At 66.3% G+C, this 25,338-nt stretch carries 26 protein-coding genes; 7 read left to right on the top strand and 19 right to left on the bottom strand.

Annotation, left to right across the window (positions count from 1 at the left end; all coding sequences use genetic code 11):
- The first annotated feature begins 9 nt into the window (after positions 1 to 9).
- The 4 genes from LDO29_RS02535 (at position 10) to LDO29_RS02520 (ending at position 3,962) form a co-directional block, all read left to right on the top strand.
- Positions 10 to 789 (top strand): oxepin-CoA hydrolase, alternative type, encoded by a 780-nt coding sequence (locus LDO29_RS02535; RefSeq protein WP_224078208.1) that lies wholly within the window; start codon positions 10 to 12, stop codon positions 787 to 789.
- Between the two features lie 87 nt (positions 790 to 876).
- On the top strand, positions 877 to 1,602 hold the full coding sequence (locus tag LDO29_RS02530) for a histidine phosphatase family protein (protein ID WP_224078207.1): 726 nt from the start codon (positions 877 to 879) through the stop codon (positions 1,600 to 1,602).
- 61 nt (positions 1,603 to 1,663) lie between these two features.
- Positions 1,664 to 2,740 carry a phosphotransferase gene (locus LDO29_RS02525; RefSeq protein WP_224078206.1) on the top strand — a complete coding sequence of 359 codons (1,077 nt, stop codon included), beginning with the start codon at positions 1,664 to 1,666 and terminating at the stop codon, positions 2,738 to 2,740.
- 220 nt (positions 2,741 to 2,960) lie between these two features.
- Complete coding sequence (locus LDO29_RS02520) at positions 2,961 to 3,962, top strand: Bug family tripartite tricarboxylate transporter substrate binding protein (RefSeq protein ID WP_224078205.1); 1,002 nt, start codon at positions 2,961 to 2,963, stop codon at positions 3,960 to 3,962.
- An 82-nt stretch (positions 3,963 to 4,044) separates the two neighbouring features.
- Here LDO29_RS02520 and ggt read toward each other — a convergent pair whose 3' ends face one another.
- The 3 genes from ggt to LDO29_RS02505 form a co-directional block, all read right to left on the bottom strand.
- The gene (gene ggt, locus LDO29_RS02515; RefSeq protein WP_224078204.1) at positions 4,045 to 5,928 is read right to left on the bottom strand and encodes a gamma-glutamyltransferase; all 1,884 of its coding nucleotides are present in this window, start codon (positions 5,926 to 5,928) and stop codon (positions 4,045 to 4,047) included.
- Between the two features lie 124 nt (positions 5,929 to 6,052).
- On the bottom strand, positions 6,053 to 7,222 hold the full coding sequence (locus LDO29_RS02510; protein WP_224078203.1) for a CAP domain-containing protein: 1,170 nt from the start codon (positions 7,220 to 7,222) through the stop codon (positions 6,053 to 6,055).
- Positions 7,223 to 7,432: 210 nt separating this feature from the next.
- Complete coding sequence (locus LDO29_RS02505; protein ID WP_224078202.1) at positions 7,433 to 8,371, bottom strand: LysR family transcriptional regulator; 939 nt, start codon at positions 8,369 to 8,371, stop codon at positions 7,433 to 7,435.
- 176 nt (positions 8,372 to 8,547) lie between these two features.
- On the opposite strand from LDO29_RS02505, the gene LDO29_RS02500 reads away from it, so the two are divergent.
- Both LDO29_RS02500 and LDO29_RS02495 read left to right on the top strand, forming a co-directional pair.
- Positions 8,548 to 9,810, top strand: a complete 1,263-nt coding sequence (locus LDO29_RS02500; RefSeq protein WP_224078201.1) for an acyl-CoA dehydrogenase family protein — start codon at positions 8,548 to 8,550, stop codon at positions 9,808 to 9,810.
- A 137-nt stretch (positions 9,811 to 9,947) separates the two neighbouring features.
- Positions 9,948 to 10,640, top strand: a complete 693-nt coding sequence (locus LDO29_RS02495; RefSeq protein ID WP_224078200.1) for a glutathione binding-like protein — start codon at positions 9,948 to 9,950, stop codon at positions 10,638 to 10,640.
- 50 nt (positions 10,641 to 10,690) lie between these two features.
- Here the strand turns inward: LDO29_RS02495 and LDO29_RS02490 are convergent, their stop codons facing one another.
- Entirely contained in the window at positions 10,691 to 11,530 is an 840-nt protein-coding gene (locus LDO29_RS02490) for a hypothetical protein (RefSeq protein WP_224078199.1), read from the bottom strand.
- Between the two features lie 262 nt (positions 11,531 to 11,792).
- Here LDO29_RS02490 and LDO29_RS02485 point away from each other — a divergent pair, with 262 nt between their 5' ends.
- The gene (locus tag LDO29_RS02485) at positions 11,793 to 12,182 is read left to right on the top strand and encodes a helix-turn-helix domain-containing protein (RefSeq protein ID WP_224078198.1); all 390 of its coding nucleotides are present in this window, start codon (positions 11,793 to 11,795) and stop codon (positions 12,180 to 12,182) included.
- Positions 12,183 to 12,188: 6 nt separating this feature from the next.
- Here LDO29_RS02485 and ureG read toward each other — a convergent pair whose 3' ends face one another.
- The 15 genes from ureG to cyoC form a co-directional block, all read right to left on the bottom strand.
- Positions 12,189 to 12,818, bottom strand: a complete 630-nt coding sequence (ureG, locus tag LDO29_RS02480; protein ID WP_224078197.1) for an urease accessory protein UreG — start codon at positions 12,816 to 12,818, stop codon at positions 12,189 to 12,191.
- Positions 12,819 to 12,832: 14 nt separating this feature from the next.
- On the bottom strand, positions 12,833 to 13,525 hold the full coding sequence (locus LDO29_RS02475) for an urease accessory protein UreF (protein WP_224078196.1): 693 nt from the start codon (positions 13,523 to 13,525) through the stop codon (positions 12,833 to 12,835).
- Between the two features lie 21 nt (positions 13,526 to 13,546).
- Positions 13,547 to 14,128 (bottom strand): urease accessory protein UreE, encoded by a 582-nt coding sequence (ureE, locus tag LDO29_RS02470; RefSeq protein ID WP_224078195.1) that lies wholly within the window; start codon positions 14,126 to 14,128, stop codon positions 13,547 to 13,549.
- Positions 14,129 to 14,147: 19 nt separating this feature from the next.
- On the bottom strand, positions 14,148 to 15,863 hold the full coding sequence (gene ureC / locus LDO29_RS02465; RefSeq protein WP_224078194.1) for an urease subunit alpha: 1,716 nt from the start codon (positions 15,861 to 15,863) through the stop codon (positions 14,148 to 14,150).
- Entirely contained in the window at positions 15,863 to 16,168 is a 306-nt protein-coding gene (locus tag LDO29_RS02460) for an urease subunit beta (RefSeq protein ID WP_224078193.1), read from the bottom strand. The genes ureC and LDO29_RS02460 overlap by 1 nt, the downstream gene beginning before the upstream one ends.
- Positions 16,169 to 16,178: 10 nt before the next feature.
- Positions 16,179 to 16,790: a HupE/UreJ family protein gene (locus LDO29_RS02455; RefSeq protein ID WP_224078192.1), complete on the bottom strand. Its 612-nt coding sequence runs from the start codon at positions 16,788 to 16,790 to the stop codon at positions 16,179 to 16,181.
- Positions 16,791 to 16,821: 31 nt separating this feature from the next.
- Entirely contained in the window at positions 16,822 to 17,124 is a 303-nt protein-coding gene (locus LDO29_RS02450) for an urease subunit gamma (protein ID WP_011297175.1), read from the bottom strand.
- A gap of 45 nt (positions 17,125 to 17,169) precedes the next feature.
- Positions 17,170 to 18,039: an urease accessory protein UreD gene (locus LDO29_RS02445; RefSeq protein ID WP_224078191.1), complete on the bottom strand. Its 870-nt coding sequence runs from the start codon at positions 18,037 to 18,039 to the stop codon at positions 17,170 to 17,172.
- A 134-nt stretch (positions 18,040 to 18,173) separates the two neighbouring features.
- Positions 18,174 to 18,866 carry an urea ABC transporter ATP-binding subunit UrtE gene (gene urtE / locus LDO29_RS02440; RefSeq protein ID WP_224078190.1) on the bottom strand — a complete coding sequence of 231 codons (693 nt, stop codon included), beginning with the start codon at positions 18,864 to 18,866 and terminating at the stop codon, positions 18,174 to 18,176.
- Between the two features lie 2 nt (positions 18,867 to 18,868).
- Positions 18,869 to 19,717 carry an urea ABC transporter ATP-binding protein UrtD gene (gene urtD, locus LDO29_RS02435; protein WP_224078189.1) on the bottom strand — a complete coding sequence of 283 codons (849 nt, stop codon included), beginning with the start codon at positions 19,715 to 19,717 and terminating at the stop codon, positions 18,869 to 18,871.
- Positions 19,714 to 20,931 carry an urea ABC transporter permease subunit UrtC gene (urtC, locus tag LDO29_RS02430; protein WP_224078446.1) on the bottom strand — a complete coding sequence of 406 codons (1,218 nt, stop codon included), beginning with the start codon at positions 20,929 to 20,931 and terminating at the stop codon, positions 19,714 to 19,716. The genes urtD and urtC overlap by 4 nt, the downstream gene beginning before the upstream one ends.
- Complete coding sequence (urtB, locus tag LDO29_RS02425) at positions 20,931 to 22,592, bottom strand: urea ABC transporter permease subunit UrtB (protein WP_224078188.1); 1,662 nt, start codon at positions 22,590 to 22,592, stop codon at positions 20,931 to 20,933. Before urtB ends, urtC begins: the two co-directional genes overlap by 1 nt.
- A gap of 137 nt (positions 22,593 to 22,729) precedes the next feature.
- Positions 22,730 to 23,986, bottom strand: coding sequence for an urea ABC transporter substrate-binding protein (gene urtA, locus LDO29_RS02420; RefSeq protein ID WP_211951526.1), 1,257 nt, complete (start codon positions 23,984 to 23,986; stop codon positions 22,730 to 22,732).
- Positions 23,987 to 24,336: 350 nt separating this feature from the next.
- Positions 24,337 to 24,687 (bottom strand): cytochrome o ubiquinol oxidase subunit IV, encoded by a 351-nt coding sequence (gene cyoD, locus LDO29_RS02415; RefSeq protein ID WP_224078187.1) that lies wholly within the window; start codon positions 24,685 to 24,687, stop codon positions 24,337 to 24,339.
- Positions 24,688 to 25,338 carry a cytochrome o ubiquinol oxidase subunit III gene (gene cyoC, locus LDO29_RS02410; RefSeq protein WP_224078445.1) on the bottom strand — a complete coding sequence of 217 codons (651 nt, stop codon included), beginning with the start codon at positions 25,336 to 25,338 and terminating at the stop codon, positions 24,688 to 24,690.

The following is a 25,338-nucleotide window of genomic DNA, read 5'->3' as shown; positions in this document are numbered from 1 at the left end:
AGGCTGCCCATGACCGCACAATTGCTTTCGTCCCGCGTCGATTCGACGCTGGTGCTGACCATCTCGAATCCGGAGGCCCGCAATGCGCTGCATCCGGACATCTACGCCGCCTCGTTCGAGGCACTGAACGCCGCTGCCAGCGATGATTCGCTGCGCGCCGTCATCATCACCGGTGCTGACGGCATCTTCTGCGCCGGTGGCAACCTGAACCGGCTGCTCGGCAACCGCTCAAAGCCGCCCGCGGTGCAGGCGGAGAGCATCGAGACCCTGAACCACTGGATCGAAACGCTGCACGCATTTCCCAAGCCGGTCATCGCGGCGGTGGAAGGCGCGGCGGCCGGTGCGGGCTTCTCGGTGGTGCTGGCCTGCGATTTCGTGGTGGCGGCCAGCGACGCCAAGTTCGTCATGGCCTACGTCAAGGTCGGCCTGACGCCCGACGGCGGCGGTTCGTACGAACTGGCGCGCGCACTGCCGCGTGCGTTGGCCAGCGAACTGATGATGGAAGGCAAGCCGGTGGATGCCGCCAGGCTGGCGCAGTTCGGCCTGGTCAACCGCGTGGTGCAACCGGGTCAGGCGCTGACCGAATCACTGCGCCTGGCCGAGGGGCTGGCCGAGCAGTCGCCGCACGCGGTCGGCCGAATCAAGGGCCTGATCAACCACGCGGCCACGGCCTCGCTCTCCGAACACCTCGTGGCGGAGCGCGACAATTTCGTGGCCGCGCTGCACCACCCGGACGGCGGCGAAGGCATCAGCGCCTTCCTGGAGAAGCGCAAGCCGCGCTACCGCTGAACATTGCGCCGAACATGGCGGCGCTTCACGGCGCCGCCGCAGCCAGCCCGCGCAAGACGGGCCTGCTCACACAAGAGGGAGACATGCATGGAATTGCCACCGTCCTCGCGCCGCCGCATCTACCTGATGCGCCATGGCGCCGTCTCATACTTCGATGAAGGCGGCCGCCCGGCGCTGCCGGAGATGGTGCCGCTCAACGAGACCGGCCGCATGCAGGCCACCGCCGCGGGGCGGGCCTTCGCGGCCGAGAACATCCGCTTCGACCGCGTCATCGTCAGCGGCCTGCCCCGCACCGTCGAGACCGCGCAGCGCGTGCTGGCCGAGTTGCCGGACATGCAGGGCGTGCAGCCCGATATCTGGCCGGAATTTCAGGAGATCCGCGGCGGCGACCTTTCCGCCATTGCCACCGAGGACCTGCGCGATGCCTTCGTCGGCGCCTTCGAAGGCGAGGTGCCAGAGAACAAGCGCTTCCTGAACGGCGAGACCATCGGCCAGTTCCTCGACCGCGTCCTGCCCGCGCTGCAACGCCTGCGCGATGACCCGGGCTGGGACACGGTGCTGCTGGTCTTGCATGGCGGCACCAACCGCGCGATCCTGTCGCAGGCCATCACCTGCGGCCACCGGGTATTCTTCGGCTCGCTGCTGCAGACCGCCGGCTGCATCAATGTGCTGGACATGGGCGACGATCCGCTCGACTGGGTATTGCGCATGACCAACTATTCACCGCCCACACCGGTGCACAGCGGCACGCGCCACACCACGATGGAAGTCCTGCTGCACCAATACCTGCGCGGACGGCAGCCCGCTGCCTGAATCCACCAGCCCGCATACCGATCTTCATACCCGATACCGTCAAAAAATCACCGGAGACAGCATGAGCAGCAACGTATCGCACTTCGAAGGCACGCGCCCCGTGGCGGACCAGCAGCGTTTCGACACCGCCGCGCTGGAAGCCTGGATGCGCCAGCATGTGGACGGCTTTGCCGGCCCGCTGACCGTGGAGCAGTTCAAGGGCGGCCAGTCCAACCCGACCTTCAAGCTCATCACGCCGGGCCAGACCTACGTGATGCGCGCCAAGCCCGGCCCCAAGAGCAAGCTGCTGCCGTCGGCCCACGCGATCGAGCGTGAATACCGCGTGATGGCCGCGCTGGCCGGCACCGATGTGCCTGTGGCAAAGATGTATGCGCTGTGCGAGGACGAATCGGTGATTGGCCGTGCGTTCTACATCATGGAATTCGTCAGCGGCCGCGTGCTGTGGGACCAGTCGCTGCCCGGCATGACCCCGGCCGAACGCGCCGCCATCTACGACGAGATGAACCGCGTGATCGCAGCCATGCACAGCGTCGACTACCAGGCCATTGGCCTGGGCGACTACGGCAAGCCCGGCAATTACTTCCAGCGCCAGATCGAACGCTGGAGCAAGCAGTACAAGCTGTCCGAGACCGAGTCGATCCCGGCCATGGATTCGCTGATGGACTGGCTGCCGCAGCATATTCCGCAGGAGGATGCCGACCTCACCTGCATCGTCCACGGCGACTACCGCCTCGACAACCTGATGTTCCACCCCACCGAGCCGCGCGTGCTGGCCGTGCTGGACTGGGAACTGTCGACGCTGGGCCATCCGATGGCGGACTTCGGCTACCACTGCATGAGCTGGCACATCGCACCGGGCCAGTTCCGCGGCATCGCGGGCCTGGACCATGCCGCGCTGGGCATCCCCGACGAGGCAACCTATCGCCGCATGTACGAGCAGCGCACCGGCCGCGCCATCACCGGCGACTGGAACTTCTACCTGGCCTTCAGCATGTTCCGCATTGCCGGCATCCTGCAGGGCATCATGAAGCGCGTGGTGGATGGCACTGCATCCTCGGCACAGGCGCTCGACGCCGGCAAGCGTGCGCGGCCGATGGCGGAAATGGGCTGGGAATACGCGAAGAAGGCGAAGCAGTAAGTTCCGGTCCGGCGGAAGCCCACGGCTCCGCCGCCCGAACCCAGTCATCAGACAACAGCGCGCTACGGCGCGCTGTTGCGTTTTCGGCCCGTAACCCCTCATTTCATAGGGTTATGCAGGTTTCTCAGTATTTTCCCGATGTCGAAGTCTCGCAAAGCCGTCTAATATTCAAGTCATGTTGTATGACGACTGATAATTAAGCGATTTCCGGAGACATTGTATGACCTCTCGTCGCATTTTCCTGCAGCAAGCATCCAGCCTGGCCGCGCTTGGCGCGCTTGGCGGCGCGTCTGTGGCGGTGCCACGCCTGGCCCGCGCCGCCGACGCGTGGCCCAACCGCCCGATCCGCCTGATCGTGCCCTACCCCGCCGGCGGCTCGTCGGACATCATCGCGCGGATGATCAGCAAGCAGCTCGGCGAGGCGCTGGGCCAGCCCATCGTGGTGGACAACCGCCCCGGCGCCAATGGCAACATTGGCGCAGCCATGGCCGCGCAGGCCGGCTCGGACAACCACACACTGCTGCTCTGCGACGTGGGCGCGCTGGCCATCAGCCCGTCCGTGTACACCAAGCTGACCTTCAATCCGGCCAAGGACCTGAAGGGCGTGGCGATGCTGGCCTATTCGCCGCACCTGCTGGTCGTGCATCCGTCGATCAAGGTGTCGAACCTGAAGGAGCTGGTGGACCTGTCGCAGAAGACGCAGCTGAACTTCGCCGTCACGGCCATTGGCAGTGCGCCGCACCTGGCCGGCGTGGCCGTGGCCCAGGCTACCGGCGCAAAGTGGCAGTACGTGCCCTACAAGGGCGGTTCGCAGGCGATTGCCGATACCGTCGGGGGCACCGCGCAGGTGCTGATGAACGGCATGCTCGCCACGTTGCCGCAGGTGCAAGCCGGCAAGCTGAAGCTGCTTGCGGTGTCCAAACGCACGCGCATGCCGCTGGTGGGCCAGACGCCGACCATCGCCGAACAGGGCGTGCCTGGCTTCGAATCGGGCACTTGGCAAGGCGTGATGGCGCCGGCCGGCATGCCCGATGCGATCGTGGCCCGGGTCAACGCCGAACTGGTCCGCATCATCCGCTCGCCGGATATCCGCGCTCAGTTGGCCGGCCAGGGGGCTGAAGTGGTGACGATGACGCCTGCGGAAACCAGCCGCTTCTTCCAGACCGAGGAAACGCGCTGGGCCAAGGTGGTCAAGGTCGCCGGCGTGAAGCTGGACGCCTGAAGGCACCCGGCGTATTGAAGAAAGTCCGATAGAAAACAAAAAAGGCGGGACCGCAGATCCCGCCTCCGCCTGCCTCAGGCGCTCAGTCCCCGAGCGCCACCCCTTCGCGCCGCGGATCGGCACCGCCTGCCCAGACCAACCGCCCGTCCGCGCGCTGACGCCGCATGATGGCCTGCGTGCCGCTGGTCATCTCGATTTCCGCCACCTGGTGGCCACGCTGCTTCAGGGCCTCGGCCAGCGCCGGCGTAACCAGTCCCTTTTCCAGCTCGGTCGGCCCGTTGCGGCTGCCGAAGTTCGCCATGCCGATGGCCGCCTGCACGTCCATGTTCCAGTCCAGCAGGCCCACCAGTGTCTTGGAGACGTACTCGATGATCTGCGAGCCGCCCGGCGAACCCACGGTACCCAGGAACTTGCCGCTCTCCCGTTCGAACACCAGCGTCGGCGCCATGGTCGAGCGCGGGCGCTTGCCCGGCTCGACACGGTTGGCCACGGGCTTGCCGTTCTCGCTCGGCAGGAAGGAAAAGTCCGTGAGCTGGTTGTTGAGCATGAAGCCGCGCACCATCAGGTGCGAACCGAAGTAGGACTCCACCGTAGTGGTCATGGAAATGGCGCCACCGCGGCTGTCCACGGCGACGATCTGCGACGTGGAGATACGCGGCGGCGAGCGGTCCGGCGCAAATGCCACCGTGGTGCCTGGCGGCACACCGGGCTGGGCCTTGCCCATGCTTTTATCGCCGATCAGCGCCGCGCGCTGCTCCAGGTAGCCGGGGTTGACCATGCCAGCGATGTCGACCGGCACGAAATCCGAGTCCGCCACGTAGAGGCCGCGGTCGGCATAGGCCAGCCGGTCGGCCTCGGAGATCGCGTGGACGGCATCAGGATTGGCTTCCATCACGGCCGGCGTGCTGACGGCAGTCGGCTTGAGCGCCGCCAGCGCGTACTTCGGGTTGCGCGTCTCCAGCGCCTGCAGCGTACCGAGGATCTGGGCCAGCGCGATGCCACCCGACGACGGCGGCGGCATGCCGCAGACCTTCCAGCGCTTGTAGTCGGTGCAGACCGGCACACGCAGCTTGGCCCGGTAGGTCGACAGATCGCGCGTGGACAGGCTGCCGGGATTGGCACTGCCGTTGACCTTGGCGACGATATCGCGCGCGATCGGGCCGGTGTATAGCGCATTCGGGCCGTATTTGGCGATCGTACGCAGCGTCTGCGCGAGCTGCGGGTTCTTCAGGATCGTGCCCGCCGGCTTGGGCTTGCCCTGCGCGTCGAGGAAGTACGCGGCCATTTCAGGTGAATTCGCCAGGAACTTGTCGCTGGTCACCTGTGTGTAGAGGCGCGGAGAGATCGGGAAGCCCTTCTCCGCCAGCGAGATCGCGCGCTGGAAGAGTTGGGCCCACTTGAGCTTGCCGTGCTCGCGGTGTGCCATTTCCAGCGCACGCAATACGCCGGGCGTGCCCACCGAACGCCCGCCGATCTGGGCTTCACTGAACTCCATCGGCTTGCCATCGGGCCGCAGGAACAGGTTCTCGGTGGCACCGGCCGGGGCGGTCTCGCGGCCGTCGAAGGCCTGCACGCGCTTGCCGTCCCAGTACAGGATGAAAGCGCCGCCGCCGATGCCGGAGGCCTGTGGCTCCACCAATGACAGTACCGCCTGCATGGCAATGGCGGCGTCGATGGCCGAGCCGCCCTGGCGCAGCACGTCGCGCCCGGCTTCGGTGGCAAGCGGGTGGGCCGCCGCCGCCATGTACCGCTCGGCGTAGACCGTCGACATGTCGGTGCGGTAGCCCGACGCAATCTCCGGTGCGGGCGGCAGCGTTGCCGTGGCGGGAGGGGGTGCCGCGGGCGTGGCCGTGGCTGTGGGCGCTGCGGGGGCGCCGCCCTGCGTGCCGCAGGCAGCCAGCAGCGCAGAAAGCGCCACAATCATTGAACCGCGCCACGCCGATCGGGATGCAAGCAGGTGAGCCATGCGATATCTCCGCCAGGAACGATCTGCCGATTGTAGTGGCCGCGGGCGCACGGCGGTGTCAGACAAAACCTGACAGGATCCCACCGGCTCCTGCCGGTGGGCGTGGCAAGGTGGCGAAGGCGGCTCAGCGCGTGGTGAACGACCAGCCCAGGTTGACCGCCTGCCCGCCCAGCTTGCCGCTCACGGCAACGTTGTAGCGCTGGCCGCTGGCCAGCGGCGCCAGCGGTGTGCAGATCGCCAGGCCGCGCGCCGCGCCGGACAGGCCGGACGAGCGGCTGTCCACTTTCAGGCAGTCGACATTGCGGCCCTGCGCGTCGGTGATGGTGAAGCTGTCGGCATCGAACTGCAGCGACGTGTTGATTGCCTGCAGCGACACCGGATAGCCCAGCGTCTTGCCGTCGTAGCCGGGCGCCGGATTGGGGCTTTCCGAGTTGACCCAGCTGGCCGGCACGTCGGCCTGCCCGTCGAACGGATACGCGACCATCTGGTTATCCGTGCCGCCCTTGGACGCATCGGCCAGGTCGATGGTCTGGTAGTAGTAGGCCGCGGTGCCGCTGCCATTGGGGCCCACGCTCTCGGCATAGCCGCTGCCCGCGGACCCGTAGCTGCCCAGCAGCGCGGCGCGGTGGAATGGCGCGTTGACGAGATCCGACACGAGCGAATCTTTCGGCGACAGCGATAGCTGCGCGTTGGCCACCGAAGTGAACTTGTTCGCGCCCGCCACCACTTCCGCATCGGCATTGGTCGGGTATGCAGCCTGGATACGCGCATCAGGCGTTGCGCCGGTATAGCCGGGCTTGCCCGAGACTTCGTCGTGCGTCAGCGTCTGGTTGGCCAGCATGTAGTCTGTGTGGTCCTGCGCAACCTTGTTGAGCGCATCGCGGGCCGTCAGCGGCGGCAGGCCAACCTGCTCGCGCCGGTAGTTGGCATAGCACAGGCCCGCACTGCGCGCGTCGTCGAGCACGCGATAGTCGCTGACGGCGCTGCCGCGCGCGGGCAGCAGTGTCACGCCACCGCCGGACGGCGCGGAAGGCCTGGTGCCGCTGACCGTGTAGCAGCCACCGGCAGTCACCGGCGTCGTCGACCCCGCCTGGGTCGAACTGCTCTGGCCCGATGGCTGCGTGCTGCCGGCCGCCGCCGTGCCACCGCCGCCATCCCCACCATCACCGCCGCCACCGCAGGCCGCAAGCGCTGACAGCAGCACGGCGCCGCAGAGCGTTCGCAGACGCAGCGGCACCGTGCGCGAAACAGATGAAATGGATGTGTTCTCGGCAGGCAAGCGTTTCCCGGTCATCGATCTGGATAGTCGTGGTTCTGATGGAGAAACTGCCCGTGGCAGCCCGGCAAGGCGAGCGCAGCAGGACATCACCGGAACGCAGGCGCGGGCTTGCGGGGTGACGCCGGGGGCAGACGTGACCCGACGATGGTAGGGAGGGGGTATGCGCGCGTCCAGCCTGCTAACAATGGCTTACGTGTGACCCGCGCGCGCTGCACCAGCGCGGTATCAGGCCGCCGGCGCGGGTTCCGGCGTGCCGCCGCTGAGCGAGGACATCACGGCCATGAGCTGCTCGCGCAGCCAGCGGTTGGCGCCATCGTTCTCGCCGCCGGCATGCCAGTACAGGTGCAGCTCGAGCGACGGCACCTTGAACGGCAGCGACAGGATGCGGTTGGCATAGGGTTCGTTGGCGATGCGCGCGTAGCGCAGCGGCAGCGTGGCCAGCAGGTCCGTGCAGCTCACCACGCGGCAGGCCGCTGCGTAATGCTGGCAGCGCAGCCGTACCCGGCGCGTCAGCCCCATGCGATGCAGCGCCTGGTCTTCCAGCCCGGCGCCGCGCCGCCGCGAGGACACATGCACGTGCTCGGCGGCCAGGTAGCGCTCCAGCGTCAGTTCCTTCTTCACCAGCGGATGGTCGCGGCGCGCCAGCACGATCATCGGGTCCGCCATGAACGGGGCATGGTGGATCGCGGGCGATACCGGCAGCAGGATGTCGATGGCGGCATCGATGGTCCCGGCAAGCAGCTCCGACTCCATCTCGCGCCGGTCAAAGCGGATGGCGGCGATCTCCACCTGCGGCGCCACCGCGGTCACGCGCGCCATCAGCGGCGGCAGCAGCGTGGATTCCAACGCGTCGCGCATGCCGATAGTGAAGCGGCGCACGGTGTTGATGGGATCGAAATGCGGCGTGTCCTGCAGCGTGCGCGCAAAGGACTGCAGCGCCGCGCGGACCTCGGAGGCCAGCGAGCGCGCCAGCGGCGTCGGCGCCATGCCCTGCCCGCGCCGCTCGAACAGCGGGTCATCGAACAGGCCCCGCAACCGGCCCAGCGCGTGGCTCACGGCGGGCTGCGTCAGGTTGAGCTGGCGCGCGGCCGCAGTGATGCTGCCTTCGCTGTAGATGGCGTCGAACACCACGAAGAGATTGAGGTCGATGCGGGATAGCTGCATGGCTGCCATTCTGGCACGGAATGCAGGACATTGATACTGACAAATCCAGAAAATTCATTTTTGTTATTACCAGGTTTCAGATAGAGTGCATTCCATCGGCATATGCCGCGTACTGACCGTACCAAACCGTGCCGCCGGAACCCCGGCTCACCATCACCTGGTTGCGAGGAGACCACATGCAATTCGAGTACACGCCGAAGGTCAAGGAAATGCAGGCCAAGCTGCTGGCCTTCTTCGACCAGTACATCTACCCGAACGAAAAGCGCTTCTACGAGGAAGTCAACGCCAACCGCCAGGCCGGCAACGCCTGGGTGCCCACCAGGCTGATCGAAGAACTGAAGCCGAAGGCGCGCGAAGCCGGCCTGTGGAACCTGTTCCTGCCGCGCTCGACGCGCGCACCGGAAGGCCTGTCGAACCTGGAATACGCACCGATGTGCGAGATCATGGGCCGGGTACCCTGGTCGGCCGAGGTCTTCAACTGCGCCGCGCCCGACACCGGCAACATGGAAACGCTGGAGCGCTACGCGTCCGAGGAACTGAAGGACCAGTGGCTGGAGCCGCTGCTGCGCGGCGAGATCCGCTCGGCCTTCCTGATGACCGAGCCGGCAGTCGCATCGTCGGACGCCACCAACATCGAATGCCGCATCGAGCGCGACGGCGACCACTACGTGATCAACGGCACCAAGTGGTGGTCGTCGGGCGCCGGGGATCCGCGCTGCAAGGTCTACATCGTGATGGGCAAGACTGATCCGAACGCGGGCCGCCACGAGCAGCAGTCGATGATCGTGGTGCCGGCCGACACGCCGGGCATCACCATCAAGCGCTTCCTGCCGGTGTTCGGCTATGACGACGCGCCCCACGGCCACATGGAGATCGAGCTCAAGAACGTGCGCGTGCCGGCTTCGAACATCCTGCTTGGCGAAGGCCGCGGCTTCGAGATCGCGCAGGGCCGCCTCGGCCCGGGCCGCATCCACCACTGCATGCGCAGCATCGGCGTGGCCGAGCGCGCGCTGGAGCTGATGTGCAAGCGCAGCCTGGAACGCGTGGCCTTCGGCAAGCAGATCGCGCGCCAGGGCGTGACCCAGGAGCGCATTGCCGAGGCCCGCTGCGAGATCGAGATGGCCCGCCTGCTCACCCTCAAGGCCGCCTACATGATGGACACCGTGGGCAACAAGGTGGCCAAGGCCGAGATCGCGATGATCAAGGTGGTCGCCCCGAACGTGGCGCTGAAGGTCATCGACTGGGCCATCCAGGTGCACGGCGCGGCCGGCGTGTCGAGCGACTTCCCGCTGGCCAACTGGTGGGCACACCAGCGCACGCTGCGCCTGGCGGACGGCCCGGACGAGGTGCACCGCAACGCCATCGCCAAGCTGGAACTGGCCAAGCACATGGGCCTGGACCCGAAAGAGGTGAAGATGCCGGTGGCACGCGGCTTCTGAGCCCGTCCCGGACGAACTGCCGGTCACCCCTGCCGGCAGTATGGAAACGCGCAGCCTGTCTGCGCGTTTTTTTCTTCTGTGCTTAAATCGCTCCGCCCTTCCCTGAACCACGTATCGCAGCCAGGAGGCTTCTTGCGATGATCGATGTCTACAGCTGGCCGACGCCCAACGGCCACAAAGTCCATATCATGCTCGAGGAGTGCGGCCTCGAGTACAGGGTCCACCCGATCAATATCGGCGCTGGCGACCAGTTCGGCGAGGACTTCCTCAGGATCAGCCCGAATAACAAGATCCCCGCCATCGTCGACCCCAACGGCCCGGACGGCGAGCCAATCTCGCTGTTCGAGTCCGGCGCCATCCTGCTCTACCTGGCCGGCAAGACCGGCAAGTTCCTGCCGGAGAGCGTGCGCGGCAAGTACGACGCGCTGCAATGGCTGATGTTCCAGATGGGCGGTGTCGGCCCCATGCTCGGCCAGGCCCATCATTTCCGCATCTATGCACCCGAGAAGATCGAGTACGCTGTCAACCGCTACACCAATGAAGCAAAGCGCCTGTACGGCGTGATCGACACGCAGCTCGCGCGCCACGAATGGCTGGCCGGCGACCAGTACACGATTGCCGACATCGCCACCTTCCCGTGGCTGCGCAGCTGGCAGAACCAGGGCGTGGAACTCGACGACTACCCGAACCTGAAGCGCTGGTTCAACACCATCGCCGAACGCCCGGCCGTCAAGCGCGGCGTGGAAGTCCTGGCCAACGCGCGCAAGCCGCTGCAGGACGACAAGGCGCGCGAAATCCTGTTCGGCGCCACGCAGTACAAGCGCCACTGATGCCGATGGCCGCTGGCGGCATGCGTTGCCACCAGCGGCTGCGCTGCCGTTCAGGCCGGCAGGCACTCCGCCTGCGTTCCGTACGGTGCTCGCGGCATTTCGACGACGCCACCACGCCCGACCGGCAGTCGACAAACGGCGCTGAACGCATCCATCGCTTCGGTCTCTGTGGCATCGCTGCAGTACAGCAGCCCGGTGGCGGGCAGCAGCACTTCCACGCTGTACGATTCGTGCGAATCCGGCACGAACAACGTGCCCGGTTGAACGAAATTCAGATAATTCTCCCCGCCCTGACGCCAGCGCAGGCACAGCGCGCCACGATGGCATAGCGCCCAGCGCAGTCCGCTGGCGAGCAGGCACTCCCCTGCCTGCAACTGCGCGAACCCGGCGTGCCTGCTCGCGGCGGCAGGCGACTCGCCGTCCGCAATCTCCAGCATCGGGCCTGCCTCATTGCCGAGCGCGGCGACACACCCCAGGGAATAACGCAGCACCTCACCTTGCAACAAGGTGTCTTCGGATGGCCGTGCATCGGCTGACGACGGGCTATCATCCGGCGCGACACGAATCAGGATGCTGTCGAGCACGACATGCACCTGCATTGGCAAGTCAGGCGTCGGCGCAAACATGTCGGCGCTACCGATCAGCACGGGCTCATGGCCCGGCGCGGCAATGCGGATGCCTCCGCGCAGGCACGCCCACCATTCACCGCGCCCGGCCACGAAGACCTGCTGCGTCTGGCCAGCTTGCAGGAAGACGTAGTCGCATGTGGTGTCCGGCCCCGCGCAGGGCGGCAACAGGCGTGAATGAAATCCGATGAGAAGGTCCGCGGAAGCTGCGCGGCCATGGCTGAAGGCACGCATCGGCGCGTCGAACAGCGAGTAGATCTGCATGGCAATCCCCTGACAGAGCGAAGGAGACACGATGGTCCCCATAGACGCAACGACACCCGCGCATTCGACGCGAGCCTGCCTTTGCGTGTTGCCCCGTTTGGCACGGCCACCAGGCCGCCCGGTTCATGCCATGGTGCCGCGCCTTTTATCTTGCGCATCCCTCGAACTGCGGATCAGGCACCAATGGTGAGTGCGAATATAAGTTGTCGTGACCGCAGCGTCAAACTCCTAGCCTCTGGCCGATCGAAAAGCCACATCCCCCATGACTGAACAGACTCTCAGACAATTCGGATTGCATCTTGCCCGGCTGCGCAAGCAGCGCGGCTGGTCGCAGGAAACGCTCTCGCTGGAAAGCGGACTGGCCCGCTCGTACCTGAGCGGTATCGAACGCGGCAAGCGCAACCTGGCGCTGCTCAACATCTGCATGCTGGCGGACACGCTGGGCGTGCCGCCTTCGCAGATGCTCGACTTCGAAAAGCATGGCAGCACTGCCGTGCAAGTGGAAGAGCCGCGCTCGGTGTTCGGCAATGCGCAGAACGCCGCCATCGAAGCGACGCTCCGGCACATGGCCGAACTCAACGAAGCCGAGGTGGACCTGGTGGCTGCCGTGGCCCGCGCGCTCGCGCGCAAGGGCAGCTACAGGCAGGGCTGAATGGGCTCAGACGCCCAGCATGCCCTGGCGCTCGATGAAGCGGATCACCTCATCCAGGCCCTGCCCGGACTTGACGCTGCCCATCACGAACGGGCGCTCGCCGCGCATCTTGCGCGCATCGCTTTCCATCACGTCCAGCGAAGCGCCGACATACGGCGCCAGGTCGGTCTTGTTGATCACGAGCAGGTCGGACTTGGTGATGCCCGGACCGCCCTTGCGCGGGATCTTCTCGCCGCCGGCCACGTCGATCACGTAGATGGTCAGGTCGGACAGCTCCGGGCTGAACGTGGCGGCCAGGTTGTCGCCGCCGGACTCGATGAAGACCACGTCGGCATCCGGGAACTTCGCCAGCATGCGGTCGACGGCTTCCAGGTTAATCGACGCGTCCTCTCGGATGGCCGTGTGCGGACAGCCGCCGGTTTCCACACCCATGATGCGCTCGGCAGGCAAAGCGCCGGAGATCGTCAGCAGGCGCTGGTCTTCCTTGGTGTAGATGTCGTTGGTGATGGCGACCAGGTCATAACGGTCGCGCATCGCCTTGCACAGCATCTCCAGCAGCGTGGTCTTGCCGGAGCCTACGGGACCGCCGACGCCGACGCGCAGCGGAGGATGCTTCTTGGTACGAGCCTGGGTCATGATGGCTTCGGGATTCAGGAACGGAACAGCCGGGAGTATTGCGTTTCGTGCCGCGACGAAAGCAAACCCAGCATCGGTGAAAACGTGGAAAGTTGCGGCGGTGACGCCGCGGCGCGCTGCACGGCCTCTTCGACCGTAGCCAGCACGGCATCGTGCAGACGCCGCAACATGTGCTGCCCGGCCACCTGGCCGAGCGGCACTGCCTTGATGGCGGCAGCCACCTGGTTCTCCGCCCAGTTGAAGCAGTAGGCGGCGAGGCCCTCTCGCTCGTCCACCTCCAGGGCCACGCAGGCAGCGGCAAAAGCGGTGGGCAGGCAGATCGGCGACAGCGTGGCCAGATGCTCCCGCAGGGCCTTGTCGCCCCACGCCATCTGCCCCACCAGCTTCGCCAGCGACCACCCCATCTGCTCGGTCTCCAGGCGCAGCTCGGACGTCTCGCGCGTGGCGTGGAACCAGTCGTTCCACTCGCGCACCGCCTCGACGTCCATGGCCTGCCAGTGGCGATGCAGCAGCAGCCACAACGGGGCCTCGCATTGCGCCTGTACATGCAGCAGGTTGTCGCGTATCCAGCGTTCGGCGGAATCCGCGTCGCACACATGGCCGTTGTCGATGGCGGCTTCGAGGCCTTGCGAGTAGCTGAAGCCGCCGATGGGGAGTGCGGGTGAAGCCAGGTGCAAGAGGGAAATGAGCTGACGCAGCGGTGTCATGGCCGGCGAGGCGTTCTGCACTCAGTGCTTGTGTCCGCAACTGGGGCCGTGGACGTGCCCCGCTTCGCCATGACCATGGTCGTGCCCATGATGCTCATGAAACACCGCCTGCGCCGCCGCATAGTCCTCTGCGAACGTCGCATCATGGCCATGCTTGTGTCCGCCGCCATAGGCACCTGCCTCGGGCTCGAACGGCGCGTCGGCCTGTACGGCCTGTACACCGAGGCGTGCAAGCATGTCAGCCAGCACCGGATCGAACTCCAGCCGCAGATAGTCCCGCCCCACCTCCACTGGCGTGTGCCGATTGCCAAGGTGATACGCCGCACGCATCAGCGCGTGCGGGTCTGCAGCGCGCACTTCCAGCACGCGTTCCGGCGCGGCCTGCACTTCGACAAAGCTGCCATCCTCGGCAACCAGCAGATCGCCGCCGCGCAGTACCGTGCCGCGCGGCAGGAACAGCGCGGCTTCTTCGCCGTTGTCGAGCACCGCGCGCAGGCGGCTCTTGCTGCGTTCGGCGAACGGCAGGACCAGCTTCGGGGCGCGGCGCACCAGCACGGCGGCAATGCCGTGCGGAGCACTCAGGACTTTATCGATCTTCAGCATGCGGGAAATGCGGAGAATGTCAGAACAAGAAGTAACGCTGCGCCATGGGCAGCTCGGTCGCGGGCTCGCACATCAGCAATTGGCCATCGGCCACGACCTGGTAGGTCTCCGGGTCCACGGTGACGTGCGGCTGCCAGTCATTGTGCACCATGTCGCGCTTGCTCACCGTGCGCGTGCCGCGCACCGCCGACAGCGTCTTGGCCAGGCCGTAGCGCTCGCCGATGTTTGCCGCGAGTGCGGCCTGCGAGACAAAGGTCAGCGACGACCGGTGCAACGCCCCGCCCGCCGACGCGAACATGGGACGGTAGTGCACCGGCTGCGGCGTCGGGATCGAGGCATTGGGATCGCCCATCGCCGCGGCGGCGATCATTCCGCCCTTCAGGATCAGGCTCGGCTTCACGCCGAAAAACGCCGGGCGCCACAGCACGAGGTCCGCCCATTTCCCCACTTCGATGGAACCGACCTCATGGGCGATACCATGCGTCAGCGCCGGATTGATCGTGTACTTCGCGATATAGCGCCTGACGCGGAAATTGTCGTGCCCGCCACGCGCGTCGTGCGGATCGCCGGGCAGCTTGCCGCGCTGCGCGGCCATCTTATGCGCGGTCTGCCAGGTGCGGATGATGACCTCGCCCACGCGTCCCATGGCCTGCGAATCGCTCGAGATCATCGAGAACGCGCCGAGGTCGTGCAGGATGTCTTCCGCGGCAATGGTCTCGCGGCGGATGCGGCTTTCCGCAAAGGCGATGTCCTCCGCAATGGCCGGGTCCAGGTGGTGGCACACCATGAGCATGTCGAGGTGCTCGTCCAGCGTGTTCACCGTGTACGGCCGCGTCGGATTGGTCGACGACGGCAGCACGTTGGCCTCGCCGCACACCTTGATGATGTCAGGCGCATGGCCGCCGCCGGCGCCTTCCGTGTGGTACGTATGGATGGTGCGGCCCTTGAACGCGGCGATGGTCGCCTCGACGAAACCCGCCTCGTTGAGCGTGTCGGTGTGGATCGCCACCTGGGTATCGGTCGCATCGGCCACGGACAGGCAGGTATCGATCGCCGCCGGCGTAGTACCCCAGTCCTCGTGCAGCTTGAGGCCGATGGCACCCGCTTCCACCTGCTCCAGGATCGGCGCCTGCTGGCTCGCGTTGCCCTTGCCCAGCAGCCCGATATTCATCGGGTACGCATCGATGGCCTGCAGCATGCGCTCCATGTGCCACGGCCCCGGCGTGACGGTGGTGGCGAACGTGCCCGTGGCCGGGCCCGTGCCGCCGCCGATCATGGTAGTCACGCCGCTCATCAGTGCCTCCTCGATCTGCTGCGGGCAGATGAAGTGGATATGCGTATCGATGCCGCCTGCGGTGACGATCATGCCCTCGCCCGCAATCACTTCGGTGCCGGGACCGACCACGATGGTCACGCCCGGCTGGATGTCCGGGTTGCCGGCCTTGCCGATCCCGGCGATGCGCCCGCCCTTCAGCCCGATATCCGCCTTGACGATGCCCCAGTGGTCCACGATCAGCGCATTGGTGATGACGGTATCGACGCAGTCCTTCGCCATGCGCTGGCTCTGCCCCATGCCGTCGCGGATCACCTTGCCGCCGCCGAATTTCACTTCCTCGCCGTAGACCGTGAAGTCCTTTTCGACTTCGATCACCAGCCCGGTATCGGCCAGCCGTACGCGGTCGCCGTTGGTCGGGCCGAACATTTCCGCATAGGCCTGCCTGGAGATCTTCACCATCACAGCGCTCCCATGATCTTGCCGTTGAAGCCGTAGACAATGCGGTCGCCGTCGAGCGCCACGAGTTCCACGGTGCGCGTCTGGCCCGGCTCGAACCGCACCGCGGTCCCCGCCGCGATATTGAGGCGGAAGCCACGCGTGGCCTCGCGATCGAACGACAGTGCGGCGTTGGTTTCGTAGAAGTGAAAATGCGAGCCCACCTGGATCGGCCGGTCGCCGGTATTGGCGACCGTCACGCTCACCGTGGGACGGCCCGCATTGAGCTCGATCTCGCCGTCCGCTGGCATCAGTTCACCGGGAATCATCGCCGTCTCCTCAGGCCACCAGCAGGCCGACACCGTACAGCGCCACGCCCGCACCCGCCACGCGCGCGAGCCACCCCGCGCGATGGCGCAGATACGTGCCCGCCACGATGCCCAGCAGATGCAGCGCCATGGTGGCTGCCGCAAAGCCACCGACATACGCCAGCACGGCCGGCAGCGCCGCTGCGGTACCGGGCAGCTCGGCGCCATGCGCATAGCCGTGGAACACAGCGAAGCCGCCAACGACCGCCATGCCGGCCCACGCCGGCAGCTTTGCGCGAATCGCGACCAGCACGCCGACCACGAGCAGCGAGGCGGCAATCATCGGCTCCACCGCGGGCAGCGCCAGCCCGGCCAGTCCGAGCGCTGCGCCGACCAGCATCAGCGCGACGAAGGCGAGCGGCAGGCGCAGCGTATCTGCGGCCGAGCGCGCGCACAGTGCGCTCCAGACGCCCACCGCGGCCATCGCCAGCAAGTGGTCAACGCCCGTGAACGGATGCAGCAGGCCTGCCCACAGGCTGGCAGTGACGGTGGCGGCATCATGGCCCGGGTGGGCAAAGGCGGAGACTGCAGCGAGGGACAGCGTGGCGCCCAGGGCCATGCGCGTGCAGGCGGAACGGTTCATATCGGCTCTCGGTTGATGTTGTTGGTGTTCGTCAGACGATGGGATGGTGTACGGTGACCAGCTTCGTGCCATCCGGGAAGGTCGCTTCGACCTGGATCTCGGGGATCATTTCCGCCACGCCGTCCATCACGTCGTCGCGGCTCAGCACGGTGGTGCCTTCGTGCATCAGTTCGGCAACCGTGCGGCCGTCGCGCGCGCCTTCCATGATGGCCGCGGTGATCAGCGCCACCGCCTCCGGATAGTTCAGCTTGAGGCCGCGCGCGCGGCGCCGCTCCGCCAGCAGCGCGGCGGTGAAGATCAGCAGCTTGTCTTTCTCTCTCGGTGTCAGTTCCATCGTCGGTGTCCTTGTTGTTCTCGTATTCGTTGCCCTTGCCGCCGTTCACGTGGCCCACAGGCGCAGCGGCCGCGCCGGCACGCCGTGGATCGGCTCGCGCAGCGCGCTCCACGCTTCGACCATGAGCTGCCGCACCGGCTCCATCTGTCGGCCCAGCACACGCAGCAGCAGCATCGACTGGCCCGGTGACGACAGGCAAGTCACACCGGCGCGCAGGTCAGCCGTGTACGGCAGGCGTTCGGCCAGCGACTCGGCCAGTTCCTGCGTCGCCCCGCTGCCCACCGCCCAGAGCGTGCCCAGCACGGACATGCCGTCCAGGCCTGGCACTGCGCCACGCAACGGCGACGCGGCATCGAAATGCGACTGCTCGATCCACAGCGCGCGGTCGCCGCAGCGCACCTGCGTATCGAGCCAGAGCGCGCCCCGCGCCCATTGCTCGCCGGACGCCTGCCGCCCGAGCACCACGGCATCCCAGCCGATGGCGCTTCCACCCGGCGCGATGGCAACCTCGGTGGCAATGCGCGCGCGCGCATCGTCGAACACGATGTTCTCTTGCGGCAGCCAGTCGATCCGCGCACCCTCATCCACGGTCAGGCGCACATGCTGCGACGCGTCACGGCCCAGCGACTTGTACCACTTGGTGGCACCCGGTGTGGCGATCACGGCATGCGTGCCGGCTTCCGCATGCACGGCGATATCGAGGATGTCGCCGCCGGCCACGCCCGCGGGCGGATGCAGAACGACGGCATGGCAGATGCCGCCTTCCGGATAGAGCGGCTTCTGCACCATCAACGGGCCGCGGTGCTGCCGCCCGGCCAGGACGGTGCGCCCGCCGCGCGCGGCAAAGCGCAGGCACAGGCTGGCCTGCCATGCGGGCGGCACGGCAAGAGTCGAAGGAAAATCGGGATGACGCATGGCTCGATGAATAGACCGGCGATGCAAGCGGGGGCAAGCTGCGGCATACGCCGCGGCAGATGCCGGAAATCATAGCGCGCTGCTCGCCGCCACGGAAGCGCAGCGAACGGCACCGGCTTCCCCGCCCTGCCCCATCACACGGCAATCAGCTCCCGCACGCCGTCCTGCTCCATATTCGCGCCTTCGCCCTTTGCCACGACTTCGCCTCGGCTCATCACCACGTAGTGATCGGCGATGTGGCGCGCGAACTCGTAGTACTGCTCCACCAGCAGCACCGTCATGCCGAACTCGTCGACCAGCAGGCGCAATGCGCGCCCGATGTCCTGGATGATGGACGGCTGGATGCCTTCGGTCGGCTCGTCCAGGATCAGCAGGCCCGGCTCGCTCATCAGCGCGCGGCCGATGGCAAGCTGTTGCTGCTGCCCGCCCGACAGGTCGCCGCCGCGGCGCTGGCGCATGGTGCGTAGCACGGGAAACAGCTGGTAGATCCGGTCCGGCACGCCGGATGGCCGCGCACGGCTGGCGGCGCCGATCAGCAGGTTCTCTTCCACCGTCAGCCGCGGGAAGATCTCGCGCCCCTGCGGCACATAGGCCAGCCCCGCGGAGACCCGCTCGTAGGGCGGCTTCTTCTCCAGCGCGCGGCCATCCCAATGGATGCTGCCGCTGCGCGTCGGCACCACGCCCATCAGGCACTTGAGCAACGTGCTCTTGCCCACGCCATTGCGGCCCAGCAGCGTGGTGAGCTTGCCGCGCGGCACCTCGAAGGTGACATTGCGCAGAATGTGGCTGCCGCCGTAGAACTGGTTCAGTGCGTTGACCTGCAGCATGGCTATCTTCCCAGGTAGGATTCGATCACGCGCTCGTCGCGCTTGACGCTGTCGAGCGTGCCTTCGGCCAGCACGCTGCCTTCCGCCAGCACCGTGACCCTGCCCTCGTCGCCGGCCAGCGCCGCGACGAACTCCATGTCGTGCTCGACCACCATCATCGAGCAGCTCCCTCGCAGGCTGTTCAGCAGCGCGGCGAGCTGCATGGTTTCCTCATCGGTCATGCCGGCCACGGGTTCATCCAGCAGCAGGAGCTGCGGCTGCTGCATCAGCAGCATGCCGATTTCCAGCCGCTGCTTCTGGCCATGCGACAACAAGCCTGCCGGACGGTAGGCTTCGTCTTCCAGCCCGGTCAGCGCCAGCGTTTCCTCGATGCGCCGATGCCCTTCCCCGGTCAGCCGCGCCCGCAGCGACGACCACCAGCGCTTGTCGGCCTTCATCGCGAGTTCCAGGTTTTCCCAGACGGCATGCTGTTCGAACACCGTCGGCTTCTGGAACTTGCGGCCAATGCCGACCTGCGCGATGCGCGGCTCGGTCATGCGCATCAAATCGATGGTCTGGCCCAGGAACACGCGGCCGCTCACGTTGGCGTTGCGCGGGCCGGTCTTGCCGGTGATGACATCCATCATCGTGGTCTTGCCCGCGCCGTTGGGGCCGATCACGCAGCGCAGTTCGCCGTGGTCGATCGACAGGCTCAGCCTGTTGAGCGCGCGGAAGCCGTCGAACTGCACCGTCAGGTCTTCCAGGTAGAGGATGGGACCATGCGAGACATCGATCGTGCCCGGCTCCACCACGCGGCCAAGTCCCGTGGCATTGCCGCTTTCCGCCTGGCCGTATTCGAGCGCGGCATTCATGCTTCACCTCCGGTACGTCCTGCCACGGCGGCGGGACTGGATACGGCTTCCGCGGGCGCGGGCGCCGCCGGCGTCGCGCGGCTGCCGCGTTCGCGCAGGCGCTTCCACAGCCCGATCACGCCATCCGGCAGATACAGCGTGACCAGCACGAACATCGCGCCGAGCAGGAACAGCCAGTATTCGGCGAAGTACGCCGTGAACATCGTCTTGGCGCCATTGACCAGGAACGCGCCGATCACCGGCCCGAGCAGCGTGCCGCGGCCGCCCACGGCGACCCACACCGCCATTTCGATCGAATTGCCCGGCGACATCTCTCCTGGATTGATGATGCCCACCTGCGGCACGTACAGCGCACCGGCGATGCCGCACAGCACGGCCGAGAACGTCCACACGAACAGCTTGTAGCCGAGGGGGTTGTAGCCCGAGAACATCACGCGCATCTCGGCATCGCGCACCGCTGTGACCACACGGCCCAGCTTGGACGTCACGATATAGCGGCACGCCACGAACCCGGCGATCAACGCCAGGAACGTCAGCACGAACAGCGCCGTGCGCGTCTGCGGCGCGGCAATGGCAAAGCCGGCGATGCGCTTGAAGTCGGTGAACCCGTTGTTGCCGCCGAAGCCGGTCTCGTTGCGGAAGAACAGCAGCATCGCCGCATACGTCATGGCTTGGGTGATGATCGACAGGTACACGCCCTTGATGCGCGAGCGGAACGCGAAGAAGCCGAACAGCCATGCCAGCACGCCGGGCACGAGCACCACGAGCAGCAGTGCATAGCCGAGGTGCTCGGTGCCATGCCAGAACCACGGCAGCTCCTTCCAGTCGAGGAACACCATGAAGTCCGGCAGGTCGCTCTTGTACACGCCTTCGCGGCCGATGGCGCGCATCAGGTACATGCCCATCGCATAGCCGCCCAGCGCGAAGAACAGGCCATGGCCAAGGCTCAGGATGCCGCAGTAGCCCCACACCAGGTCCAGCGCGATCGCCGCGAGCGCGAAGCACATGATCTTGCCGACCAGCGTCAGCGCATACGCCGACAGATGCAGCGGATGGCCTTCGGGCACCAGCAGCGCGCACACCGGCACACCGACCGCCACCACGAGCGTCAGTATCGCCAGCATTGCCCAGGCTTGCCGCGTGAAAAGCGGCTGGCGCTCGGGCACGGCAAGCCGGAACGGCGTGACGGGGGAGTTGGAATGAACGCTCTGCATCATGCCTCCGCGCTGCGCCCCTTGAGCGCAAAAAGTCCCTGCGGCCGCTTCTGGATAAAGAGCACGATCAGCACCAGGACGAAGATCTTGGCCAGCACCGCGCCATAGAACGGCTCGATGAACTTGTTGATGATGCCCAGCCCGAAGGCGCCGACGATGGTACCGGCCAGTTGCCCCACCCCGCCGAGCACCACGACCATGAAGGAATCGATGATGTAGGCCTGGCCCAGGTCCGGGCCGACATTGCCGATCTGCGACAGCGCGCAGCCGCCCAGGCCGGCAATGCCCGCGCCGAATGCAAACGCGTAGCTGTCGACCTTCCAGGTGCGCACGCCCACGCACGCGGCCATGGTCCGGTTCTGCGTCGTGGCCCGTACGAACAGGCCGAGGCGCGTACGGTTGAGCACTGCCCACGCGATTGCAACGACGGCCAGCGCAAACAGGATGATCACGATGCGGTTGTAGGGAATCACGAGACCCGGCATCCATTCGACGCCGCCGCTCATCCACGCGGGATTGGCCACTTCAACGTTCTGCGCGCCGAACAGCGTGCGTACCGCCTGCATCAGCAGCAGGCTCACGCCGAACGTAGCCAGCAGCGTCTCCAGCGGGCGGCCATAGAGATGGCGCAGCACCAGCCGTTCGAGCACGAAGCCGACGATGCCAGCCGCCAGGAACGACGCCGGCAGCGCGGCGGGCAGGTACCAGTCGAACGCACCGGGCGCATAGGTGCGGAACAGCGTCTGCACCACGTAGGTTGCATAGGCGCCAATCATCAGGAATTCGCCATGCGCCATGTTGATGACGCCGATCAGGCCGTAGGTGATCGCCAGGCCCAGCGCGGCCAGCAGGAGCACGCTACCCAGGCTCAGGCCCGCGAACAGGTTGCCGACCAGCTCCGAGCGGCGCTGATCGCTGCGCAGCGCATCGAGGGCTTGCTGCGCGGCGACGCGCACCTCGACATCGGACTCGCGGTACTTGCCGTCGCTGCCGCGCTCGACCAGCGGCGCGAGCTTCTGGCGGCTTTGCGGATTGCTGTCGCGGCCGAGGATGCGGATGGCTTCGAGCCGCGCCTCACGCTGCGCCGCGTCATCGGGCTTCGCCTCTTCCGCGAGCACGGTCGTGGCCCAGATCACGTCCAGCCGGGCACGCAGGCCGGGATCGGCCTCGGCCTTGCGCGCGGCTTCCACGCCGGCACGCGAAGCGTTCTCGGGCTGGTCGTACAGGGTATTGATCGCCTGCGTGCGTACCGAGATATCGGGCGACTGCAGCAGGAAACTGCTTGCAGCGCTATCGACGATCGCGCGCAGGCTGTTGTTCAGGGTCAGCGACTCCAGTTCATCGGCCTTGACCGTCACCGGCTTGCCGGTGATCGCATCGACGGCCTTGTCACCTTCCTGGCGCACCATGCCCACCGATGGCGCATATTGCAGCGTATCGTCCTGCAATGCCTTGAGGATCGGACCGGCCTGCTCGGCCGGGGCCTTGGCCAGCGCGGACAAGGCCGCGGTCTTGGCATCGAAATCGTCCTCGGCCAATGGCTTGAGGTCGGCCTGCGTCAATGCGCCCGCGGCGGCGGCCCATAGTGGCGCCGCAAGCAGCAGCGCAGCCAGCATGGCGCGCAGCCACGACATGGCGATCTTCGGTAACGATTGGGACATAGGTGCTGGCGATTGGGCGGCGCGTGGCCGCGCCTGCTTTTTTCTGGGAACCCCCGGCCTGGCTGGCCCGCACCGCCACCAGCCGGCAACGGAGAGCCGGCGGTGCGCGCCCGCCAGGGGTGCAGCGGCTGGCTGCCTTACATCACCTTGTCCGGCTTGCCTTCGTTGCCGGAGATGAACGGGCTCCACGGCTGCGCGCGGATGGGCTTGGCCGTCTTCCATACCACCGTGAACTGGCCGTCGCCCTTCACTTCGCCGATCATCACCGGCTTGTAGAGGTGATGGTTGTCACCCATGGTCAGCGTGAAGCCATCCGGAGCCTTGAAGGTCTGGCCATACATGGCGGCGCGCACCTTGTCCGGATCGGTCGTACCGGCCTTTTTCACGGCCTGCGCCCACATGTGGATGCCGACATAGGTGGCTTCCATCGGGTCATTGGTCACACGCTTGTCGCCGCCGGGCAGGTTGTTCGCCTTGACCCAGGCCGCCCATTGTTTCTTGAACGCCTCGTTCTCGGGGTTCTTGACCGACATGAAGTAGTTCCATGCCGCCAGGTGGCCCACCAGCGGCTTGGTGTCGATGCCGCGCAGTTCTTCCTCGCCCACCGAGAAGGCCACCACCGGCACGTCCTTGGCCTTCAGGCCGGCGTTGCCGAGCTCTTTATAGAACGGCACGTTGGAATCGCCGTTGATGGTGGAGATCACGGCTGTCTTGCCGCCCTGCGCGAACTTCTTGATATTGGCGACGATGGTCTGGTAGTCGCTGTGGCCGAACGGGGTGTAGACCTCTTCGATGTCCTTGTCCGCCACGCCCTTGCTCTTCAGGAACGCACGCAGGATCTTGTTGGTGGTGCGCGGGTAGACGTAGTCGGTGCCCAGCAGGAAGAAGCGCTTGGCGCCGCCGCCCTCCTTGCTCATCAGGTACTCAACGGCCGGGATCGCCTGCTGGTTAGGTGCCGCGCCGGTATAGAAGACGTTCTTGGACATCTCCTCGCCTTCATATTGCACCGGGTAGAACAGCAGCGAATTCAGTTCCTCATAGACCGGCAGCACCGACTTGCGCGACACGGAGGTCCAGCAGCCGAACGTGACAGCGACCTTGTCCTTGGTAATCAACTGGCGCGCCTTCTCGGCGAACAGCGGCCAGTTCGATGCCGGATCCACGACCACGGGCTCAAGCTTGCGGCCAAGCACACCGCCGCTCTTGTTGATCTCGTCGATGGTCATCAGCGCCACGTCCTTGAGCGACGTCTCGGAAATGGCCATGGTGCCGGACAGCGAATGCAGGATGCCGACCTTGATCGGCTCCTTGGACTGCGCCATCGCCAGCGGGCTGGCGCTGATCATCGCCGCGGCGGCTACCGCCGACAGCTTCAGCATGTCACGTCGTTTCATTGCAGCTCCCAGTTTGTCGTGTGGTTACGGGACTCAACGCACCCCGGGTGATGCATCTGCAACTAGCGTGCCATGGCATGCCGGGCGACGCGCCCACGGCCGGACGCCGCCGGGCGACCGGCGAGAGACAATTCCCTGGGAGATTACGCGCGGAAGCACCACGCTGGTGCTGCGCTGGGGTGGATGGCCACGCACCGCCATCGTGCACGGCGCAATCGGGTGCAGGCGGGCCGCAGACCGCGCCGAGTTGGGGAAGCCGCCGCCGGGGAAGGCGGCGCCGCGGTGCGTGATGCACCGCCACAAACACGAACGGGGCCCGAAGGCCCCGTTCACTCAATGCCGAAAGACGATTACTTCACCATCCACGGCATCATGTTCGCGTTCATGTTGTGCATGATCCAGAGCGAGCCGGCCAGCACGATGAACAGGATCAGCAGCGTGAACAGGAACGACATCACGTTCCAGCGCTGTTCCTTCGAACCGTCCATATGCAGGAAGTACTTCAGGTGGACGACGACCTGCACCGCGGCCATGCCGAGGACGATCAGCAGCATCGTGCCGCGGTCCATGGTGCCGTCCATCACGATCTTGAACGGGATGACGGTCAGGATCACCGCCAGCACGAAGCCGATCGCATAGGACTTGAAGCTGCTGTGGCCGTGCGACTCCGCGTGTGCGGACGCTGCGTGTTGCTGTGCCATTTACATTGCCCCCATCAGGTAGACCACGGTAAAGACGCCGATCCAGACGATGTCCAGGAAGTGCCAGAACAGGCTGAGGCAGTTCAGGCGCTTGGACATCACCGGGGTCAGGCCCTTCTTGCTGACTTGCCACATCAGGACCAGCATCCACACCATGCCGCTTGCGACGTGCAGGCCGTGGGTGCCCACCAGCGTGAAGAACGACGACAGGAACGCGCTGCGGTTCGGGCCGGCGCCTTCGGCGATCAGGTGATGGAACTCGTTGATTTCCATGTACATGAACGCGGCGCCCAGCAGGAAGGTGATAGCCAGCCAGACCAGCACCCGCCCCTTCGAGCGGTTCTGCAGCGAGATCATCGCAAAGCCGTACGTGATCGACGAGAACAGCAGGATGAAGGTCTCGCCCAGCACGTAATTGAGCTCGAACAGCTCTTTGCCCGACGGGCCGCCCGCCACTTCGCCGCGCAGGACGGCGAAGGCGGCGAACAGGCACGCGAACACGATGCAGTCGCTCATCAGGTACAGCCAGAAACCGAAGACGGTGTTCTCGCTGGTGTCGTGGTGATGCGCGTGGTCGTGCGCCTCGTCATGCGAGTGCGCGTGCGCGGGGGCTTGCGCCGCCCCGAAGCGATCAAGGACTTCTGTCGACAT

Origin of the sequence: Cupriavidus laharis, assembly GCF_914271435.1 — a bacterium.
Taxonomy (GTDB): domain Bacteria; phylum Pseudomonadota; class Gammaproteobacteria; order Burkholderiales; family Burkholderiaceae; genus Cupriavidus; species Cupriavidus laharis.
The sequence above is the reverse complement of the archived record's forward strand: the minus strand, read 5'-3'. Positions and strand labels throughout refer to the sequence as shown.

Excerpts from the sequence above, each read along its gene's own strand:
- cyoC (WP_224078445.1), bottom strand. The coding sequence starts at position 25,338 with ATGTCGACAGAAGTCCTTGATCGCTTCGGGGCGGCGCAAGCCCCCGCG.
- ureG (WP_224078197.1), bottom strand. The coding sequence starts at position 12,818 with ATGACCCAGGCTCGTACCAAGAAGCATCCTCCGCTGCGCGTCGGCGTC.
- ureE (WP_224078195.1), bottom strand. The coding sequence starts at position 14,128 with ATGCTGAAGATCGATAAAGTCCTGAGTGCTCCGCACGGCATTGCCGCC.
- LDO29_RS02490 (WP_224078199.1), bottom strand. The coding sequence starts at position 11,530 with ATGCAGATCTACTCGCTGTTCGACGCGCCGATGCGTGCCTTCAGCCAT.
- cyoD (WP_224078187.1), bottom strand. The coding sequence starts at position 24,687 with ATGGCACAGCAACACGCAGCGTCCGCACACGCGGAGTCGCACGGCCAC.
- LDO29_RS02450 (WP_011297175.1), bottom strand. The coding sequence starts at position 17,124 with ATGGAACTGACACCGAGAGAGAAAGACAAGCTGCTGATCTTCACCGCC.
- LDO29_RS02475 (WP_224078196.1), bottom strand. The coding sequence starts at position 13,525 with ATGACACCGCTGCGTCAGCTCATTTCCCTCTTGCACCTGGCTTCACCC.
- ureC (WP_224078194.1), bottom strand. The coding sequence starts at position 15,863 with ATGGTGAAGATCTCCAGGCAGGCCTATGCGGAAATGTTCGGCCCGACC.
- LDO29_RS02500 (WP_224078201.1), top strand. The coding sequence starts at position 8,548 with ATGCAATTCGAGTACACGCCGAAGGTCAAGGAAATGCAGGCCAAGCTG.
- LDO29_RS02520 (WP_224078205.1), top strand. The coding sequence starts at position 2,961 with ATGACCTCTCGTCGCATTTTCCTGCAGCAAGCATCCAGCCTGGCCGCG.
- urtB (WP_224078188.1), bottom strand. The coding sequence starts at position 22,592 with ATGTCCCAATCGTTACCGAAGATCGCCATGTCGTGGCTGCGCGCCATG.
- LDO29_RS02535 (WP_224078208.1), top strand. The coding sequence starts at position 10 with ATGACCGCACAATTGCTTTCGTCCCGCGTCGATTCGACGCTGGTGCTG.
- LDO29_RS02445 (WP_224078191.1), bottom strand. The coding sequence starts at position 18,039 with ATGCGTCATCCCGATTTTCCTTCGACTCTTGCCGTGCCGCCCGCATGG.
- LDO29_RS02485 (WP_224078198.1), top strand. The coding sequence starts at position 11,793 with ATGACTGAACAGACTCTCAGACAATTCGGATTGCATCTTGCCCGGCTG.
- LDO29_RS02455 (WP_224078192.1), bottom strand. The coding sequence starts at position 16,790 with ATGAACCGTTCCGCCTGCACGCGCATGGCCCTGGGCGCCACGCTGTCC.
- urtD (WP_224078189.1), bottom strand. The coding sequence starts at position 19,717 with ATGAATGCCGCGCTCGAATACGGCCAGGCGGAAAGCGGCAATGCCACG.
- LDO29_RS02530 (WP_224078207.1), top strand. The coding sequence starts at position 877 with ATGGAATTGCCACCGTCCTCGCGCCGCCGCATCTACCTGATGCGCCAT.
- LDO29_RS02505 (WP_224078202.1), bottom strand. The coding sequence starts at position 8,371 with ATGCAGCTATCCCGCATCGACCTCAATCTCTTCGTGGTGTTCGACGCC.
- LDO29_RS02460 (WP_224078193.1), bottom strand. The coding sequence starts at position 16,168 with ATGATTCCCGGTGAACTGATGCCAGCGGACGGCGAGATCGAGCTCAAT.
- ggt (WP_224078204.1), bottom strand. The coding sequence starts at position 5,928 with ATGGCTCACCTGCTTGCATCCCGATCGGCGTGGCGCGGTTCAATGATT.
- urtE (WP_224078190.1), bottom strand. The coding sequence starts at position 18,866 with ATGCTGCAGGTCAACGCACTGAACCAGTTCTACGGCGGCAGCCACATT.
- LDO29_RS02495 (WP_224078200.1), top strand. The coding sequence starts at position 9,948 with ATGATCGATGTCTACAGCTGGCCGACGCCCAACGGCCACAAAGTCCAT.
- LDO29_RS02525 (WP_224078206.1), top strand. The coding sequence starts at position 1,664 with ATGAGCAGCAACGTATCGCACTTCGAAGGCACGCGCCCCGTGGCGGAC.
- LDO29_RS02510 (WP_224078203.1), bottom strand. The coding sequence starts at position 7,222 with ATGACCGGGAAACGCTTGCCTGCCGAGAACACATCCATTTCATCTGTT.
- urtC (WP_224078446.1), bottom strand. The coding sequence starts at position 20,931 with ATGCAGAGCGTTCATTCCAACTCCCCCGTCACGCCGTTCCGGCTTGCC.
- urtA (WP_211951526.1), bottom strand. The coding sequence starts at position 23,986 with ATGAAACGACGTGACATGCTGAAGCTGTCGGCGGTAGCCGCCGCGGCG.